Annotated in this window: 14 protein-coding genes; 9 read left to right on the top strand and 5 right to left on the bottom strand. The window is 68.6% G+C overall.

From position 1 onward, the window contains the following. The first annotated feature begins 125 nt into the window (after nucleotides 1-125). Complete coding sequence (locus NVS89_RS13170; RefSeq protein ID WP_258733208.1) at nucleotides 126-1358, top strand: LVIVD repeat-containing protein; 1233 nt, start codon at nucleotides 126-128, stop codon at nucleotides 1356-1358. Between the two features lie 5 nt (nucleotides 1359-1363). Beyond that, nucleotides 1364-2122, top strand: coding sequence for a hypothetical protein (locus NVS89_RS13165; RefSeq protein ID WP_258733207.1), 759 nt, complete (start codon nucleotides 1364-1366; stop codon nucleotides 2120-2122). A gap of 20 nt (nucleotides 2123-2142) precedes the next feature. On the opposite strand, the gene NVS89_RS13160 is transcribed toward NVS89_RS13165, so the two are convergent. Next, the gene (locus NVS89_RS13160) at nucleotides 2143-2442 is read right to left on the bottom strand and encodes an antibiotic biosynthesis monooxygenase family protein (RefSeq protein WP_258733206.1); all 300 of its coding nucleotides are present in this window, start codon (nucleotides 2440-2442) and stop codon (nucleotides 2143-2145) included. Nucleotides 2443-2671: 229 nt separating this feature from the next. Between NVS89_RS13160 and recA the strand changes: the two genes are divergently transcribed. From recA to NVS89_RS22950, 3 genes are all read left to right on the top strand, one after another. Then, on the top strand, nucleotides 2672-3754 hold the full coding sequence (gene recA, locus NVS89_RS13155; RefSeq protein WP_258733205.1) for a recombinase RecA: 1083 nt from the start codon (nucleotides 2672-2674) through the stop codon (nucleotides 3752-3754). Nucleotides 3755-4000: 246 nt separating this feature from the next. Next, nucleotides 4001-6652, top strand: coding sequence for an alanine--tRNA ligase (gene alaS / locus NVS89_RS13150; RefSeq protein WP_258733204.1), 2652 nt, complete (start codon nucleotides 4001-4003; stop codon nucleotides 6650-6652). Nucleotides 6653-6689: 37 nt separating this feature from the next. Further along, nucleotides 6690-7946: a cyclic nucleotide-gated ion channel gene (locus NVS89_RS22950; RefSeq protein ID WP_309486549.1), complete on the top strand. Its 1257-nt coding sequence runs from the start codon at nucleotides 6690-6692 to the stop codon at nucleotides 7944-7946. A gap of 24 nt (nucleotides 7947-7970) precedes the next feature. Here the strand turns inward: NVS89_RS22950 and NVS89_RS13135 are convergent, their stop codons facing one another. Further along, the gene (locus NVS89_RS13135; RefSeq protein WP_258733203.1) at nucleotides 7971-9182 is read right to left on the bottom strand and encodes an NADP-dependent isocitrate dehydrogenase; all 1212 of its coding nucleotides are present in this window, start codon (nucleotides 9180-9182) and stop codon (nucleotides 7971-7973) included. Nucleotides 9183-9445: 263 nt separating this feature from the next. On the opposite strand from NVS89_RS13135, the gene NVS89_RS13130 reads away from it, so the two are divergent. The 4 genes from NVS89_RS13130 to rpsD all read left to right on the top strand — a co-directional run bounded on the left by NVS89_RS13130 (nucleotide 9446) and on the right by rpsD (nucleotide 13524). Further along, the gene (locus NVS89_RS13130; protein ID WP_258733202.1) at nucleotides 9446-10318 is read left to right on the top strand and encodes an RNA methyltransferase; all 873 of its coding nucleotides are present in this window, start codon (nucleotides 9446-9448) and stop codon (nucleotides 10316-10318) included. A 150-nt stretch (nucleotides 10319-10468) separates the two neighbouring features. Beyond that, nucleotides 10469-11317: a glutamate racemase gene (murI, locus tag NVS89_RS13125; RefSeq protein ID WP_258733201.1), complete on the top strand. Its 849-nt coding sequence runs from the start codon at nucleotides 10469-10471 to the stop codon at nucleotides 11315-11317. 104 nt (nucleotides 11318-11421) lie between these two features. Further along, nucleotides 11422-12690, top strand: coding sequence for a lytic murein transglycosylase (locus NVS89_RS13120; protein WP_258733200.1), 1269 nt, complete (start codon nucleotides 11422-11424; stop codon nucleotides 12688-12690). 216 nt (nucleotides 12691-12906) lie between these two features. Next, on the top strand, nucleotides 12907-13524 hold the full coding sequence (rpsD, locus tag NVS89_RS13115; RefSeq protein ID WP_258733199.1) for a 30S ribosomal protein S4: 618 nt from the start codon (nucleotides 12907-12909) through the stop codon (nucleotides 13522-13524). Nucleotides 13525-14537: 1013 nt separating this feature from the next. On the opposite strand, the gene grxD is transcribed toward rpsD, so the two are convergent. The 3 genes from grxD to purL form a co-directional block, all read right to left on the bottom strand. Then, the gene (grxD, locus tag NVS89_RS13110; RefSeq protein ID WP_258733198.1) at nucleotides 14538-14876 is read right to left on the bottom strand and encodes a Grx4 family monothiol glutaredoxin; all 339 of its coding nucleotides are present in this window, start codon (nucleotides 14874-14876) and stop codon (nucleotides 14538-14540) included. Nucleotides 14877-15046: 170 nt separating this feature from the next. After that, entirely contained in the window at nucleotides 15047-15283 is a 237-nt protein-coding gene (locus NVS89_RS13105; protein ID WP_258733197.1) for a BolA family protein, read from the bottom strand. Between the two features lie 13 nt (nucleotides 15284-15296). After that, entirely contained in the window at nucleotides 15297-17507 is a 2211-nt protein-coding gene (gene purL / locus NVS89_RS13100) for a phosphoribosylformylglycinamidine synthase subunit PurL (protein ID WP_258733196.1), read from the bottom strand. Nucleotides 17508-17522 lie beyond the last annotated feature (15 nt).

The raw sequence follows: 17522 nt of genomic DNA, 5'->3' as shown, positions 1-17522 counted from the left end.
GAGGTGCGGCCACGTCCGGCAAAAATTTATATTTTTATACCAGGGCGGAGAGAATTTGTATACTTGGCGCCAACCGAGCGGGCCGCCAGATCCGCCGAAACCAAGAACGAACGGGGAGGAAATTCATGCAGGGCGCCATATCGAAGAACATGAAGCTGCTGTCGCAGGACACGTTGAACGGCTTCGGTTCGCTGGGCGAAGGCATGAGCATGCAGATCGCCAGGGACGGCCGGCGTATCCTTTGGCTGGCCCATGAAGGGCCGCCGAAGAACTTCACCGGCGTCGACGTCAGCGACCCGCGCAAGCCGGCGGTGGTCTGCCAGACCGACCTGCCCAACCGCAACATGCGTTCGAACTCGCTGGAGGTGGTCGGCGACCTCATGGCCGTCGCCTACCAGACCTCGGAATATGGCGGTAAGCCGGCCGGCTTCGAGCTGTTCGACGTCTCCGTGCCCGAACAGCCGCGCTCGGTGTCGTTCTACGACACGTCGGGGCCGCATTCGCGCGGCGTGCACTGCCTGTGGTTCGTCGACGGGGAATTCGTGCACTGCGCGAGCGGCGCGGCCGACTTCACGCCCACCCATCCGCGCGACGACCAGTTCTACCAGATCATCGACGTGCGCGTTCCCGCCCGCCCGCGCGAGGCGGGGCGCTGGTGGTATCCCGGCACACGCATGGGCGACGAGGCCCCGCCGCCCAAGCGCCTCAACCCGCAGCCGCTCGACATGATCCGCGGGCCGGACGCGGTGCGGCTCCACAACGCCAACGTCTACCCGCAGCGGCCGGACCGTGCCTATCTCGGCTATATCGACGGCGGCGCCTTCATCCTCGACATCGCCGACAAGGCCAACCCGAAGGTCGTCGGCGCCTGGAACCCGCACCCGCCCTATCCCGGCTTCACCCACACCGTGCTGCCGCTGTTCGAGCGCGAGCTGCTGGTGGTGAGCGACGAGTGCGTGCTGGACGACGCCGGGGACTGGCCGAAGCTGACCTGGATGGTCGATGCCCGGCTGGAGAGCAATCTGGTGCCGATCTCGACCTTTCCGCTGCCGCCGGTGGAGGAGTTCGGCCACAAGGGCGGCCGCTTCGGCTCGCATAACATCCATGAGAACCGGCCGGGTCCCTCCTTCTACAGCGAGGAGATCATCTTCGGCTGCTTCTTCAATGCCGGGATCCGCATCTACGATATCCGCGACCCGTACCGCCCCGAGACCATCGCCTATTTCATCCCGCCGGGGCCGGAGAATTCGCGCGTGCCGACGGCGCAGATGAACGACATCTATGTCGACGAGCGCGGCGTCATCTATTCGGGCGACCGCTGGTCGGGCGGGCTGTACTGCCTCGAGGCGGACATCTGACGACGATGCCCGCCCTGCCGCCGGCCGACGGCTTCGCCATCTCCTACGGGCCGATCACCGATGCCGGCGAGGCCGTGCGCCAGGAGGAGGCCGCGATGCGGGCCGCCGGGGCGTGCCTCAGCCCGAGGCTCGCCCTGGTTCAGCCGGGCATGCCGGCGCTGCGCCTCAACAGCGCCGGCTGGCTGCGCGCGCCGGCCGCCGCCATCGCCGGGCTCGACGACAGCCGGGCCATGCTCGCCTTCGCCGGCGTGGCGCTGCGGCGCCGCGCACCGCTCTTCGCCGCGCCGCTGCGGGCTTTTCTCGACGACTATGTCGGCTTCGTCGCTGCGCGGGTGGAGGATGCGCGCACCGTGCTGAGCGAGCGCCTCGCGCAGGCGGGGTTCGACCCTGAGGGCGCGCTGCCGCACTATCGCGACTGGGCGTTCAGCGCCCTCCTGCCGCTTCCCGCCGCCCATGTCGGCTGGCGCGAGGAGGCGGGCGGGCCGCACGGCTTCGTGCGTTGCGACGCGGCGTTCTGGACCGGGTGCGAGCTGCTTGTCGTCTTTCTCGAAGGCGGCTCGATGCCGACGCCGCGCGAACGGCGGGCGAGGGAGCGCCTCGCCCTTCTGCCGCAGGTGCGCATTCTTCACGCGGAACGGGAGCCGGGTAGGGGGTGGACCGACGGTGCGCTCGCCGCCGCGCTGGATGGCTTCTGGGAGGGTTGCGAGCTGCCCTTCGGCCTCATCCGCCCCGCCGCGTTGCGGGACGGGCATTGGCCGCGCTGACGGCCGCGCGGCCTTGCGCCTCAGAAGTTCTTCACCGCGAGCTGGGTGTGCTCCACCTCGGGCGGCTTGACGAAATAGGGGCTGACGAGCGCGCGCCACCCCTGGAAGTCCTCCGACTCGCGGAAGCCGACCATGTGATCCTCGAGCGTCTCCCAGCTCACGAACAGGCGGTAGCGGCTCGGGTGCTCGATCGAGCGCTGGATCTCCATCCCGCGGCAGCCCTTGGCGCGCTGGAACAGCGGGCCGGCCTTGACGAAGGCCTGTTCGAACTCGGCTTCCTGGCCGGGGGTGATTTCGAGGAGAGCGATTTCGAGGATCATGTCGGGACTTTCTTCGGGCAGGTGATTGCCGGTGCCGGCTCGGCCGCACCCATACCACGTGCGCCGGCGAGGCAAAGCCGTAAAGAGAGGAGGGGCCGGCGCGCGAGGGAGCCGAATTTCGGCGCGAAATGGCCAGAACATATTGCGAACATCGAACAAAAAGGGTACGGTCCACCGAAATCCCGCCGATCCCATCTCCTACCCCTTGCGTGCGAACCGGAGCCCGGCAATGACTCAAGCGACTTTGCGACTCGTCGAAGGATCTTCCATGGACAAGGCCAAGGCGCTCGACGCCGCACTCACCCAGATCGAGCGGCATTTCGGCAAGGGCTCGATCATGCGGCTCGGCAAGAACGACCGCATAATGGAGATCGAGACCGTGTCGACCGGCTCGCTCGGGCTCGATATCGCGCTCGGCATCGGCGGGCTGCCGCGCGGGCGCGTGGTCGAGATCTTCGGCCCTGAATCGTCGGGCAAGACCACGCTGGCGCTGCATACCATCGCGGAATCGCAGAAGAAGGGCGGGGTGTGCGCCTTCATCGACGCGGAGCACGCGCTCGACCCGATCTACGCCCGCAAGCTCGGGGTCGACCTCGATGGCCTGCTGATCTCGCAGCCGGACGCCGGCGAGCAGGCACTGGAGATCGCCGACACGCTGGTGCGTTCCGGCGCGGTGGACGTGCTGGTGGTGGATTCGGTGGCGGCGCTGACGCCGCGTGCCGAGCTGGACGGCGAGATGGGCGACAACCAGCCCGGCATGCAGGCGCGGCTGATGAGCCAGGCGCTGCGCAAGCTCACCGCCTCCATCAACCGTTCCCACACCATGGTGATCTTCATCAACCAGATCCGCATGAAGATCGGCGTGATGTACGGCAGCCCCGAGACGACGACGGGCGGCAATGCGCTGAAGTTCTATTCCTCCGTGCGTCTCGACATCCGCCGCATCGGTGCGATCAAGGAGCGCGACGAGGTCGTCGGCAACCAGACCCGCGTCAAGGTCGTGAAGAACAAGCTGGCGCCGCCCTTCAAGCAGGTCGAGTTCGACATCATGTATGGCGAGGGCGTCTCCAAGATGGGCGAGCTGATCGACCTCGGCATCAAGGCCGGCGTGGTCGAGAAGTCCGGCGCCTGGTTCTCCCATGACAGCCAGCGGCTGGGGCAGGGGCGCGAGAATGCGAAGAACTTCCTGCGTCAGCATCCCGAGGTCGCCGGGCGGATCGAGGCGACCATCCGGCAGAATGCCGGCCTGATCGCCGAGCAGATTCTCGCCGGCGACGGAGGGGAAGAGGACGACGGCGCGGCCGAGGCCTGACGCCGTGCGCCATGCGAGGTTCGGGACGCGCCGCGGCCCGGCTCCCGCGCCTTTTACCTCAAGCCGGCGGGCTCGTCCGGCGCGGTTCCGGAAGCCTTCCGGAAGTCTCCCGGGGACCTTCGAAATGAGCCGGCCGGCCTTTCTGGACAAGGTCTTGGCGCATCGCTAGAACCGTGCACTCGCGCCTGCGGCGCGGGCCGGACGTCTCGCGGCGCCGGCAGTCTAGATTGCGGCGGACCGGATTCAATGAGCGGCGTTAACGAGATACGATCGACCTTTCTCGACTATTTCGCGAGGAACGGCCATGAGGTCGTGGAGTCCTCGCCGCTTGTCCCGCGCAACGATCCGACATTGATGTTCACCAATGCCGGAATGGTGCAGTTCAAGAACGTCTTCACCGGCATCGAGAAGCGGCCCTATTCGCGCGCGACCACCTCGCAGAAATGCGTGCGCGCGGGCGGCAAGCACAACGATCTCGACAATGTGGGCTACACGGCGCGCCACCACACCTTCTTCGAGATGCTCGGCAATTTCTCCTTCGGCGACTACTTCAAGGAGAACGCGATCGAGTTCGCCTGGAACCTGATCACGCGCGAGTTCGAGCTCCCGGTCGAGAAGCTGCTCGTCACCGTCTATTCGGAGGACGACGAAGCGTTCAGCCTGTGGAAGCGGATCGCGGGGCTGCCGGATTCGAAGATCATCCGCATCCCGACCTCGGACAATTTCTGGCAGATGGGCGACACGGGGCCGTGCGGTCCCTGCTCGGAGATCTTCTACGATCACGGCCCGCACATCTTCGGCGGCCCCCCCGGCTCGCCCGACGCCGACGGCGACCGCTTCATCGAGATCTGGAATCTCGTCTTCATGCAGTTCGAGCAGCTTCCGGGCGGCGAGCGCGTCAACCTTCCGCGCCCCTCGATCGACACCGGTATGGGGCTCGAGCGCATCTCGGCGGTGCTGCAGGGCACGCACGACAATTACGAGATCGACCTGATGCGCGCGCTGACCGGCGCCGTCGAGGAGATGACGGACGTTCCCGCGGACGGCCCGCAGAAGGCGAGCCACCGCGTGATCGCCGATCACCTGCGCGCCTCGACCTTCCTGGTCGCGGACGGCGTGCTGCCCTCGAATGAGGGGCGCGGCTACGTCCTGCGCCGCATCATGCGCCGCGCCATGCGCCACGCGCAGCTTCTCGGCGCGCGCGACCCGCTGATGCACCGTCTGGTGCCGGTGCTGGTGCGCGAGATGGGCCGTGCCTATCCGGAGATCGTACGCGCCGAGGCGCTGGTGACGGAGACGCTGCGGCTCGAGGAGACGCGCTTCCGCAAGACGCTGGAGCGCGGCCTGTCGATCCTCGAGACCGAGAGCGAGGGGCTGGGCGCGGGCGCCAAGTTCTCCGGCGAGACGGCGTTCAAGCTTTACGACACCTATGGTTTCCCGCTCGACCTGACCGAGGACGCACTGCGCGCGCGCGGCGTGAGCGTCGACACCTCCGCCTTCGACGCGGCGATGGAGCGGCAGAAGGCCGAGGCGCGCGCCTCCTGGTCGGGGTCCGGCGAGGCGGCGACCGACGCGGTGTGGTTCGCCGTGCGCGAGGAGGTCGGCCCGACCGAGTTCCTCGGCTACGAGACCGAGGCGGCCGAGGGCGCGGTGACGGCACTGGTCGCGCAGGGGCGCCAGGTGAAGGAGCTCTCCGCCGGCATGCAGGGCCTCGTGGTGCTGAACCAGACGCCCTTCTACGGGGAGTCGGGCGGCCAGGTCGGTGATATCGGCCGCATGGTCGGCGAGGACGATGTCGTCCTGCGCGTGCTCGGCACGCAGAAGAAGCTCGGCGACGTCTTCGCCCACGAGGTGGAGGTCGAAAGGGGCACGCTCGCCGTCGGCGCCAGTCTCGTGCTTACGGTGGACGGCGCGCGGCGCCGCGAGATCTGCGCCAACCATTCGGCGACGCATCTGCTGCACGAGGCGCTGCGCCGGGTGCTCGGCGACCATGTCGCGCAGAAGGGTTCGCTGGTCGCGCCCGACCGGCTGCGCTTCGACTTCAGCCATCCCAAGCCGGTCGACGAGGCCGAGCTCATCAAGGTCGAGGACGTGGCGAACGCCATCGTGCTTCGCAACGAGCCGGTGGTGACGCGGCTGATGGGTGTCGACGACGCCATCACCTCCGGCGCCCGCGCGCTGTTCGGCGAGAAATACGGCGACGAGGTGCGGGTGGTTTCGATGGGGACGGATGCCGGCAACGGCGCGCCCTATTCGGTCGAGCTGTGCGGGGGCACCCATGTGGCGCGCACCGGCGATATCGGCCTCATCAGCGTGGTCGGGGAGAGCGCGGTCGGCGCCGGCGTGCGGCGCATCGAGGCGATGACGGGCGATGCGGCGCGCCATCACCTCAACGCCGAGAGCCGTGCGCTGCGCGGCGCGGCGGGCCTGCTCAAGGCGCCGGTCGGCGAGGTCGAGGCGCGCATCGCCCAGCTCGTCGATGAGCGCCGCAAGCTCGAGCGGGAGCTGGGCGATGCCCGCCGCAAGCTCGCCATGGGCGGCGGCGAGGGCGACGGCGACGCGGCGCGCATGGTCGGCTCGGTCAAGCTGATGGCGCGGCAGGTGAGCGGCATCGACCTCAAGGACCTGAAGAGCCTGGTCGACGAAGGCAAGAAGCGGCTCGGCTCCGGCGTGGTGGCGATCGTCGGCGTCACCGAGGAAGGGCGCGCGGGCATCGTCGTCGGCGTCACCCCCGACCTGACCGGCACTTATGACGCGGTCGCGCTGGTGCGTCGCGGCGCCGAGGCGCTGGGCGGCAAGGGCGGCGGCGGCCGGGCGGACATGGCCCAGGCGGGCGGGCCGGACGGCGCGCGCGCGGCCGAGGCCCTGGCGGCGATCGAGAGCGCGCTGGCGGGGTGAGGCCGGGCGGGCCGGGCCGTGGGAAGGAGTGACCGGCATGGGCGCCGGCAAGGGCCAGGCCGGCTGGCGCTCGGCCATTTGGAGACGCGGCCGGCGCCGGCGCACCTATGAGGTGCTGGAACGCGACTCGCCCCAGGACAAGCTGGCCGAGAAGGTCAATTACGGCCTGATCGCCCTCATCCTGGTCAATGTGCTGACCGCGGTGCTGGAGACGGTGCCGAGCATGATGCTGCGCGAGGCCGTGCTCTACCGCGCCTTCGAGCTGTTCTCGCTGACCATCTTCGCCATCGAATATCTACTGCGCGTGTGGGTGGCGCCGGAGAACCCACGCTATCGCGGCCTGTCCGACGCGCGGGCGCGCGCAATCTATGTGCGCACGCCGGCGGCGATTATCGATCTGATCGCCTGGCTGCCCTTCGTGCTCACCATGTTCTTCGGCATCGACCTGCGCACGCTGGCGATCCTGCGGCTGCTGCGCTTCGTCAAGCTGGCGCGCTACTCGCCAGGCATGCAGTCGCTGCTGGAGGTGCTGCACAGCGAGCGCCAGTCGCTGATCGCCTGCTTCTGGCTGCTCGCCGCCGCGGTGCTGATCTCGGCCTCCGCCATGTATGTGGTGGAGGGCAACGTGCAGCCCGAGCAGTTCGGCTCGATCCCGGCGGCCATGTGGTGGGCTATGGCGACGGTGACGACGGTCGGCTATGGCGACACCTATCCGGTGACGCTGGCCGGGCGCGTCGTCGCGGCGCTGACCATGATCACTGGCATCATCATGATCGCCCTGCCGGTCGGCATCATCGCGACCGCCTTCGTCGACGTGATCAAGCGGCGCGACTTCATCATCACCTGGGGCATGGTGGCCCGCGTGCCGCTCTTCGCCGACCTCGACGCGCGGGGCATCGGCGAGATCCACAAGGCGCTGTCGGCGCACACCGCCCAGCCGGGCGAGCTCATCGTGCGCCGCGGCGACGAGGCCACGTCGATGTATTTCATCGCCTCCGGCGAGGTGGCGTTGGAGTTCGCGGACGAGACGGTCGTGCTGTCGGACGGGCAGTTCTTCGGCGAGATGGCGCTCATGCAGCACGCGCGGCGGGCGGCGACGGCGCGGGCGCGCACCCGCGCCATGCTGCTGATGCTCAACGCGCGGGACCTGGCGGACGTCATCTCGCGCCACCCGGAGATCGGCGAGCGCATCCGCGCGATGATCAATGACGACGAAGGGCTGCGGGCGGTGCGGCACCGGGTCGACATCGCGGTGCCGGAGCTGCCCGGCAAGGGCGACGCGGCGGACGGCTGAGCGCCCGCCGCGCAGGTTCGCGCGTCAGGCGAGCGCCTTGCGCAAATTGTCGGAGATCTTGTCGAGGAAGCCGGTGGTGGACAGCCACTTCTGGTCGGCGCCGACCAGAAGGGCGAGGTCCTTCGTCATGTCGCCGCTCTCGACCGTGTCGACGCACACCTTCTCCAGCGTGGAGGCGAAGGCGGCGAGCTCGGCGTTGTTGTCGAGCTTGGCGCGATGGGCGAGGCCGCGGGTCCAGGCGAAGATCGAGGCGATGGAGTTGGTCGAGGTCTCCTTGCCCTTCTGGTGCTCGCGGTAGTGGCGCGTCACCGTGCCGTGCGCGGCCTCGGCCTCGACCACCTTGCCGTCCGGCGTCATCAGCACCGAGGTCATCAGGCCGAGCGAGCCGAAGCCCTGCGCGACGATGTCCGACTGCACGTCGCCGTCGTAGTTCTTGCACGCCCAGACGTAGCCGCCGGACCACTTCAGCGCCGAGGCGACCATGTCGTCGATCAGCCGGTGCTCGTACCAGATCTTGTTCTTCTCGAACTCGGCCTTGAACTCGGTCTCGTAGATGTCCTGGAAGATCTTGCGGAAGCGGCCGTCATACTGCTTCAGGATGGTGTCCTTGGTCGACAGGTACACCGGGTACTTGCGCATCAGGCCGTAGTTCAGCGAGGCGCGGGCGAATTCGGTAATCGACTCGTCGATGTTGTACATCGACATGGCGACGCCCGAATCCTTGAACTTGTAGACTTCGTGCTCGATCGTCTCGCCGTTCTCGCCCACGAACTTGATGGTGAGCGTGCCCGGGCCCGGGACGGTGAAGTCGGTGGCGCGGTACTGGTCGCCGAAGGCGTGGCGGCCGACGATGATCGGCTGGGTCCAGCCGGGCACGAGGCGGGGCACGTTCTTGCAGATGATCGGCTCGCGGAAGATCACGCCGCCGAGGATGTTGCGGATGGTGCCGTTCGGCGAGCGCCACATCTTCTTGAGGCTGAACTCGGTGACGCGGCCGGCGTCCGGGGTGATGGTGGCGCATTTCACGCCGACGCCCACGCGCTTGATGGCCTCGGCGGCATCGACGGTGACCTGGTCTTCGGTGGCGTCCCGGTTCTGGACGCTGAGGTCGTAATATTCCAGATCGATGTCGAGATAGGGATGGATCAGCTTGTCCTTGATGTACTGCCAGATGATCCGGGTCATCTCATCGCCGTCGAGTTCGACGACCGGATTCGCCACCTTGATCTTCGCCATGAATAGCCACCTCGCACGGAAATCGTTGTCGGAGGGTCGGCGTCGTGTCCGCGCGGCAGACGCCGGGTGCGCGGGTGATAGCGCGCCTCGGATCGGAGGGAAAGCATGCGGCGGGCCAATTTTCGACCAATCGGGCGATCGGCACGATTTATTGCCGCGGCGTGCCGCGCGCGGCGGCCGCTTCGCATCGCCGCCCGCAACCTCTATATCAGCGAGCTTTCGGCGCCGGACGGAGCGGCGCCCGTGCGGAGAGGAGACGAGCGATGCCCGGCGCCGGGACGGACAGCACCAGGCCATGGCCGGAGGGCGGACCGGTGGTCATTCTGGTCGAGCCGCAGCTCGGCGAGAATATCGGCTCGGCCGTGCGGGCGATGGGCAATTTCGGCCTGTCGCGGCTGCGCATCGTCAATCCGCGCGAGGGCTGGCCGAACCCCAAGGCGGTGACCTTCGCCTCCGGCGCCGACCGCATCCTCGATGAGGCGGAGATCTTCCCCGACCTGCGCTCGGCTGTGGCGGATCTCAACTTCCTCGCCGCCGCGACGGCGCGCGAGCGGGGGATGCAGAAATCGGTGATCGGCGCCGATACCATGGCGGTCGAGACCGCCTCGCGCATCGCCGCCGGCGACACGGTGGGCATACTGTTCGGGCGCGAGCGTACCGGCCTTTATACGGAGGAGGTGTCGCTCGCCGACGTCATCCTCACCCTGCCGGTCAATCCCGCCTTCGCTTCGCTCAATCTCGGCATGGCGGTCGCGGTGGTGAGCTATGAGTGGTTCAAGCTCGCCTCCGAGGGCACGCTGCCGTTCCAGCAGCCGGACCGCTATGCGCTCGCGGACAAGGGCGACCTCTACGCCTTCTTCGACCATGTCGAGCGCGAGCTCGACGCGGCGATGTTCTTCCGCTCCAAGGAGAAGCAGCCGGTCACCACCCGCAACATCCGCAACATCTTCCACCGGCTGGGGCTGACCCGGCAGGATCTGGCGACGCTGCACGGCATGGTGGCGGCGCTGGTCGAGGGGCGGGAGACGCGCGCCGCGCGCACCGCCGCGCGTCTGGGCGGCCGGCGCGGGCCTGCCGGGAGCGACCCGGAGGCGCCCGACGTCGAAGCGGAAGGAGAGGCCGGGACGGAGCGCTGAAAGAAAGATTCCGTTCACCAGGATGCGTCACAATCCTGCCGGGATGGAGGACATCAGATGCGTATCGAGGCTTCACCCGTTTCCGGTCTGGATCCCGCCGCGCGGGGCGCCTCGCTCCGTTCCTCAGGGCCGTCCCAGGTTTCCGCGCTCGTGTCTTCCGCGCCGTCCCACCCGCCCGCGAGCGCGCTGCGTGCGCCGACCATTCTGGTCTTCGATTCCGGCCTCGGCGGGCTTTCCGTGTTCCGCGAGCTGGCGCGCACGCGGCCGGATGCGCGCTTCGTTTACGCAGCGGATGACGCCGGCTTTCCCTATGGCGGGCGCGAGGAGGGGGCCCTCGTCGCGCGCGTCCTCGGGGTGATGGACGCGCTCATCGCGCGCATCGGGCCCGACGCCGTGGTGATCGCCTGCAACACCGCCTCGACGCTGGTTCTGCCCGCCCTGCGGGCGCGCTACCCCATTCCCTTCGTCGGCACGGTGCCGGCCATCAAGCCGGCCTGCGAGGGCTCGCTGTCGCGGCAGGTGAGCGTGCTGGCCACCCCCGGCACCGTGCACCGCGACTATACGCAGGCGCTGATCCGCGACTTCGCCGGCGGCTGCGCCGTCAATCTGGTCGGCAGCGCGCGGCTCGCGGCGCTCGCCGAGGCGGCGATGCGCGGCGAGGAGGTGGCGGACGAGGAGATTGCCGCCGAGAGCGCGCCGGCCTTCCTGCGCGAGGGCCGTGCGCGCACCGACACGATCGTGCTGGCCTGCACCCATTATCCACTGATCCTCGACCGGCTGGAGCGACTGGCGCCGTGGCCAGTGCGCTGGATCGACCCGGCGGCGGCGATCGCCCGGCGGCTGAGCTCGCTCATCGGGCCGGTCGCCTTCGCGGCGAGCCCGGCGCCGCTGCGCCTGTTCTCCACCGGCGCGCCTCTCGACGCGGCGCTGGTGGAGCGTATCGTCGGGCGCCCGGCGCGGGCGGGAGAGCTGGTGCCGGCGGTGCCCGAGCCGGCCTGAGGCGTCGACAATCTTTGGCGCGGTAGTCCGGCGCCTTGCCGACGACACGATCCGTCCCCAGCATGACGCAGCGGCGGCAATGGCCGGAGGAGGAGATTCGCCCCGTGAGCGACGAGCATGAGAGCGGCCTCGGCACGGCGCGGCGGGGAGCGTTGTCCCGCCGCGGGCTGCTGATTGGGGCGGGTGCGCTGGCGCTTGCCGGCGGCGCCTCGCCGGCCGTTGCGCAATCGGCCAAGCAGCCTTTTTCGGTATGGGTGGCGGAGTTCCGGGCCAAGGCGCGGGCGCGCGGCATCACCGACGCGGTCTATGACCGGGTGACGCGCGGGCTGCAGCCGGACCTCTCGGTCTATGCCAAGGACCGCGCCCAGCCCGAATTCCGCGAGGAGCTCTGGCAGTATCTGAACCGGCGGATTTCCGAGTGGCGGCTGATCACCGGCCGGGCGGCGGCCAAGGAGAACGCGTCGCTGCTGAAGCGGCTGAAGGCCGATTACGGCGTCGAGCCGGATGTGCTGCTCGGCCTGTGGGGCATGGAGAGCGCCTTCGGCGAGCTCGTCACCGATCCCGACCACATGCATCCGGTCTTTCCCTCGCTCGCCGCGCTCGCCTGGGGCGAGCCGCGCCGGCGGCGCTACTGGGAGACCGAGTACCTGAACGCGCTGGCGATCGTCCAGCGCGGCTGGGGCAAGCCGGAGGGCATGCTCGGCTCCTGGGCCGGCGCAATGGGCCACACCCAGTGGATGCCGGAGGTGTGGCTCAATCTCGGCGTCGACTATGATGGCAACGGCTATCCCTCGCCCTATTCGGTGGCCGACGCGCTGGCGGGCAGCTCGCGCTACCTCATCAAGCGCGGAAGCTACCAGCGTGGCCTGCCCTGGGGCTTCGAGGTGACGATGCAGGGCGTCGACGACAAATATGCCGACGCGCGGCGCTGGCGCACGGTCGCCGACTGGGCCAAGCTCGGCGTGCGGCCGGCGGGCGGGGGACGCTTCGCCTATCCGAAGGCGCGGGCGCGCCTGTGGGCGCCGGTCGGCACCGACGGCCCGTGCTTCCTGCTGACGCAGAACTTCTACGCGGTGCGCAGCTACAACCCGTCGATGAACTACGCGCTCGCCGTCTGCCATCTCGGCGACCGGGTGCTGGGCGGCGGCGATTTTGTCACCCCCTTCCCGGGCGGCGAGCGGGCGCTGACGCTGGCCGAGGTGCAGGAGGTGCAGCGCCGCCTGACGCGGATCGGGCTCGACACGGGCGGCGTCGACGGGCGCGTCGGCAACATGACGATGGGCGCGGTCGCCACCTTCCAGCGCCGCATGGGCGTGAAGCCGGACGGCTATGCCGGGCTCGACGTGCTGGCGGCGCTGAGAAAGGCGCACTGAGGGCGGCGGGCCGGGCCGCGCACCTTGACCTTTCGTCCGTTTCCCACTATGCACCCGCCACTCGCGGGGCTGTCCAACGGCCCCGCGTGGTGTTTCACGCACCCGTGGATGCCTCCGGCGCGTTCGGAGGGGTCCTGTCGGCCCTCAGGGAATAATCCCGAGGGGCAGAGGAGGGGGCGCGATCCAAACGCAACATGATGCGAAGAGGACCTGCGCATGAGCAAGCGCGTTTCGGCCAAGCACAAGCTTGACCGCCGTATGGGCGAAAACATCTGGGGCCGTGCCAAGAGCCCTGTCAACAAGCGTGAATACGGCCCCGGCCAGCATGGCCAGCGCCGCAAGGGCAAGCTCTCCGACTTCGGCGTGCAGCTGCGCGCCAAGCAGAAGCTCAAGGGCTATTACGGCTCGATCGGCGAGAAGCAGTTCTACGCCGTCTATGTCGAGGCCTCGCGCCTCAAGGGCGACACCGGCGCCAACCTGATCGGCCTGCTCGAGCGCCGTCTCGACGCGGTGATCTACCGCGCCAAGTTCGTTCCGACCGTGTTCGCCGCCCGCCAGTTCGTGAGCCACGGCCACGTCAAGGTGAACGGCCGCCGCGTCAACATCCCGAGCTACAAGCTGAAGATCGGCGATGTGATCGAGGTCAAGGAAGCTTCCAGGCAGCTCGCGCTGGTGCTCGAGGCGGTCGCCTCCGGCGAGCGCGACGTGCCGGACTATCTTGAGGTCGATCACTCCAAGATGACCGCGAAGTATGCCCGCGTGCCCGAGCTCAACGAGGTGCCTTATCCGGTGGTGATGGAGCCGAACCTCGTGGTCGAGTATTATTCGCGCTGATCCTTCCGGATCGCGAGACACGAAAAGCCGCCCATCCGGGCGGCTTTTTTGTTGTTGGTCAAGGAGATGCCGGCGAATTTGGAGAGGTTGATTCCGGTCCAGCGGCGCAGTCGCTGCCATGTCCCATCGCTCAGCTGTGACTTAGCGCACGCCGCGCGGAGGGTTCTTGTCGCGGGCTGGCAGCCGGCCGACGATCTCGACGAACAGCAGCTTCATCGCCGCGCGCGGCAGGTGGCCGGCATGCGCCATGATGCGGACCATGCGCAGTTGCCCGCCTACCTCGGCATGATGTAGCCGACGAGACGTTTAGGCACCGCCCGCGTCGGCACGTACGAATACCGCCCCGGTCCCGCGCTCAGCAGGGCCGGGAAGGGCGAGCCGTGCCGGCGTCTTCCTTCGTGCCGCCGTCCTTCACGCCGGCGTCGCGCAGGCCGACCCGTCGCGCCAGCGTCTTCACCACCGTGCCGCCGATGCGGAACAGCTTCGAGGTCTAAATCTCGTAGAGGTCGGCGCCGGCGGCGAAGCGCTATAACCGGCGGCAGCGACAGCCCTGCTCGCGCGTCACGCGCAGTTCGCGGATGATGCTCAGGTTGGTCGTCTTCTTGATGGTGGGGATATAGGGCGCCGAAGCGGTCGAAGTCGATGAGACTCGACGTGCCGCGCGCAGGCCGGTGCTGCGCCCGCGCGCATGAACCTGGAGGCGAAGAGCAGATGGTTTTCTACAATCCGCCGGCCGAACGGGATCGCTCATTCAAAGCGCGGCGACCGGCAGTTCGTAGATGCCGGCGATCCTAGCATTGAGGAGGCAGGGCGTTCTTCTTGAGCCGGAACTGGTCCGGCTCAACGAAGCAAAAATGGCCACGCAACGGCTGTCGCTCGGGCGACATGCCTCTTCCCGTCACTGTCGGTCCGGGCCGGGTGCGACCCTGGACCCCGGGTTGAGAACAGGCGATCGCGGCCGGCTGCGCCGGCGCCGCAAAACCTACGCGGGAGGCGACCCCGCGCGCGAGGCCTCAGGCGCTCGCGCGGCCCATCACCGGGATGCCCTTTTCCTCGAGCAGGGTCTGCAACTCGCCCGACTGGTACATCTCGCGCAGGATGTCGCAACCGCCGACGAACTCGCCCTTGACGAAGATCTGCGGGATGGTCGGCCAGTTGGTGTACTGCTTGATGCCCTGCCGGATCTCGTCGGAATCGAGGACGTTGATGCCCTTGTAGTCGGCGCCGAGCAGGGTGAAGATCTGCGCCACCTGGCCCGAGAAGCCGCACATGGGGAACTGGGGCGTCCCCTTCATGAAGACGACGATGTCGTTGCTCTTCACCTGGCTGTCGATGAAATCCTGGATGCTCATCTGGCATTCACCCGTTGGCGGCCCGCCGGGCCGCGTGTTCCTGGTCCTGTGGAATAGGTGATGGCGCCGGCGCGCCATTCAACCCTTGGACCCTATATAAACCACGCCCGCCGCGCTGTCGTGCCGCGCCGCCTCAAACCTTCGGCAGCGGCTTTCGCCGCCCGCTACCGTCAGGCCTTGGGTATTTCGGTCTGCAGGGCGAGGGCGTGCAGGACGCCGCCCATGGGCTCGCCGATGGCGGCATAAACCATCTGGTGCTGCTGCACGCGCGACTTGCCGCGGAAGCTCTCGCTGACCACGGTGGCGTGCCAGTGATTGCCGTCGCCGGCCAGGTCGCGCATCGTCACCTGCGCGTCCGGCAGGCCATCGCGGATGAGACGTTCGATCTCGGCTGCTTCCATCGCCATGGTCGGGGCTCCCTCACATCATGCCCGCGCCCATATAGATGGGCAGCCAGGCTTCGTTGCGCTCGCGCAGGGCCTCCAGCACGATCGCCCGCTCGCCGGGCAGGGCGATCTTGTCGCCGCCCGTGGTGCCGAGCTTGGAGAGCGCGATGCCGGCGGCCTCGGCGCGCTTGATGACGGCGCCCTTGGAGCCGCCGTTCACGGTCAGCACGTAGCGGGCCTGGTCCTCGCCGAACCAGTAGGCGAAGGGGCTCATCTCGGCGGGCGGGGAGACCAGCGTGGCGCCGATGCCGGCGGCCATCGCCATCTCCGCGACCGCGACCAGCAGGCCGCCGTCGGAGACGTCATGGACCGCGGTGACGAGCCCGTCCTCGATCAGCGCGCGCACGAAGTCGCCATTGCGCTTCTCGAGTTCGAGGTCGACCGGCGGCGGCGCGCCGTCCTCGCGGTCGAACACCTCGGCGAGGAAGGCGGACTGGCCGAGCCATCCGCTGGTCTCACCGACGGCGAGGATGGTCTCGCCATTCGCCTTGAAGGCGAGGGTGGCCATCTTCTCGACGTCCGGCAGCAGGCCGACGCCGCCGATGGTCGGGGTCGGCAGGATGCCGCGCCCGTGGGTCTCGTTGTAGAGGCTGACATTGCCCGAGACGACGGGGAAGTCGAGCGTGCGGGCGGCCTCGCCGATGCCGCGCAGGCAGCACACGAGCTGGCCCATGATCTCCGGCTTCTCGGGATTGCCGAAGTTCAGATTGTCGGTCAGCGCCAAGGGCTTGCCGCCGACGGCGGTGATGTTGCGCCAGGCTTCCGCCACCGCCTGCTTGCCGCCTTCGAACGGGTCCGCCTCGCAATAGCGGGGGGTGACGTCGCAGGTCAGGGCGAGCGCCTTCGGGCCGTCCGCGACGCGGATGACCGCGGCGTCGCCGCCCGGGCGCTGCACCGTGTTGTTGAGGATGAGATGGTCGTACTGCTCCCAGATCCAGCGCTTGGAGGCGAAGTTGGGCGAGCCCATCAGCCGCTCCAGCGCGCCCGGCAGCGTGCCGGTGATCTCCAGCGAGGCCGGGTCGATGCGCTGCTGCTTGGGCGTCTCCACCCAGGGGCGGTCATAGAGCGGGGCCTGGTCGCCGAGCTCCTTGATCGGGAGGTCGGCCTTCACCTCGCCCTTGTGCTTCACCACGAAGCGCAGGTCGTCCGTGGTGTGGCCGACGATGGCGAAGTCGAGGCCCCACTTCCTGAAGATCGCCTCGGCCTGCTCCTCCTTGCCCGGCGCGATGACCATGAGCATGCGCTCCTGGCTCTCGGAGAGCATCATCTCGTAGGCGCTCATCCCCTCCTCGCGGCAGGGCACGGCGTCGAGGTCGAGCTCGATGCCGAGGTCGCCCTTGGCGCCCATCTCGACCGCCGAGCAGGTGAGGCCGGCCGCGCCCATGTCCTGGATCGCGACCACGCAGCCCGCGCCCATGATCTCGAGGCAGGCTTCCAGCAGCAGCTTCTCGGCGAAGGGGTCGCCGACCTGCACGGTCGGGCGCTTCTCCTCCGCGCCCTCGCCGAACTCGGCGGAGGCCATGGTGGCGCCGTGGATGCCGTCGCGGCCGGTCTTGGAGCCGAGATAGACCACCGGCAGGCCGACGCCGGTCGCCGCGGCGTAGAAGATCTTGTCGGCGTCGGCGAGGCCGACCGCCATCGCGTTGACAAGGCAGTTGCCGTCATAGCGGGTGTGGAAGCCCACCTGGCCGCCGACCGTCGGCACGCCGAAGGAATTGCCGTAGCCGCCGATGCCGGCCACCACGCCCGCCACCAGATGGCGGGTGCGCGGGTGGGCGGGATCGCCGAAGCGCAGCGCGTTCAGCGCCGCGATCGGCCGCGCGCCCATGGTGAACACGTCGCGCAGGATGCCGCCGACGCCCGTCCCCGCGCCCTGATAGGGCTCGATATAGGAGGGGTGGTTGTGGCTCTCCATCTTGAACACGGCGGCCTCGCCGTCGCCGATGTCGATGACGCCGGCATTCTCGCCCGGCCCTTGGATCACCCAGAGCGCCTTGGTCGGCAGGCCCTTCAGGTGCAGGCGCGAGGACTTGTAGGAGCAGTGCTCGTTCCACATCGCCGAGAAGATGCCGAGCTCGGTGAAGCTCGGCTCGCGGCCGATGAGCGTGAGGATGCGCTCGTATTCGTCGGGCTTCAGGCCGTGTTCGGCGATGAGCTCGGGAGTGATCTTCGGTTCGCTGATCATGCGGGTTCGGTCATC

The organism is Ancylobacter mangrovi (genome assembly GCF_024752355.1).
GTDB classification, from domain to species: Bacteria; Pseudomonadota; Alphaproteobacteria; order Rhizobiales; family Xanthobacteraceae; genus Ancylobacter; species Ancylobacter mangrovi.
The sequence above is the reverse complement of the archived record's forward strand: the minus strand, read 5'-3'. Positions and strand labels throughout refer to the sequence as shown.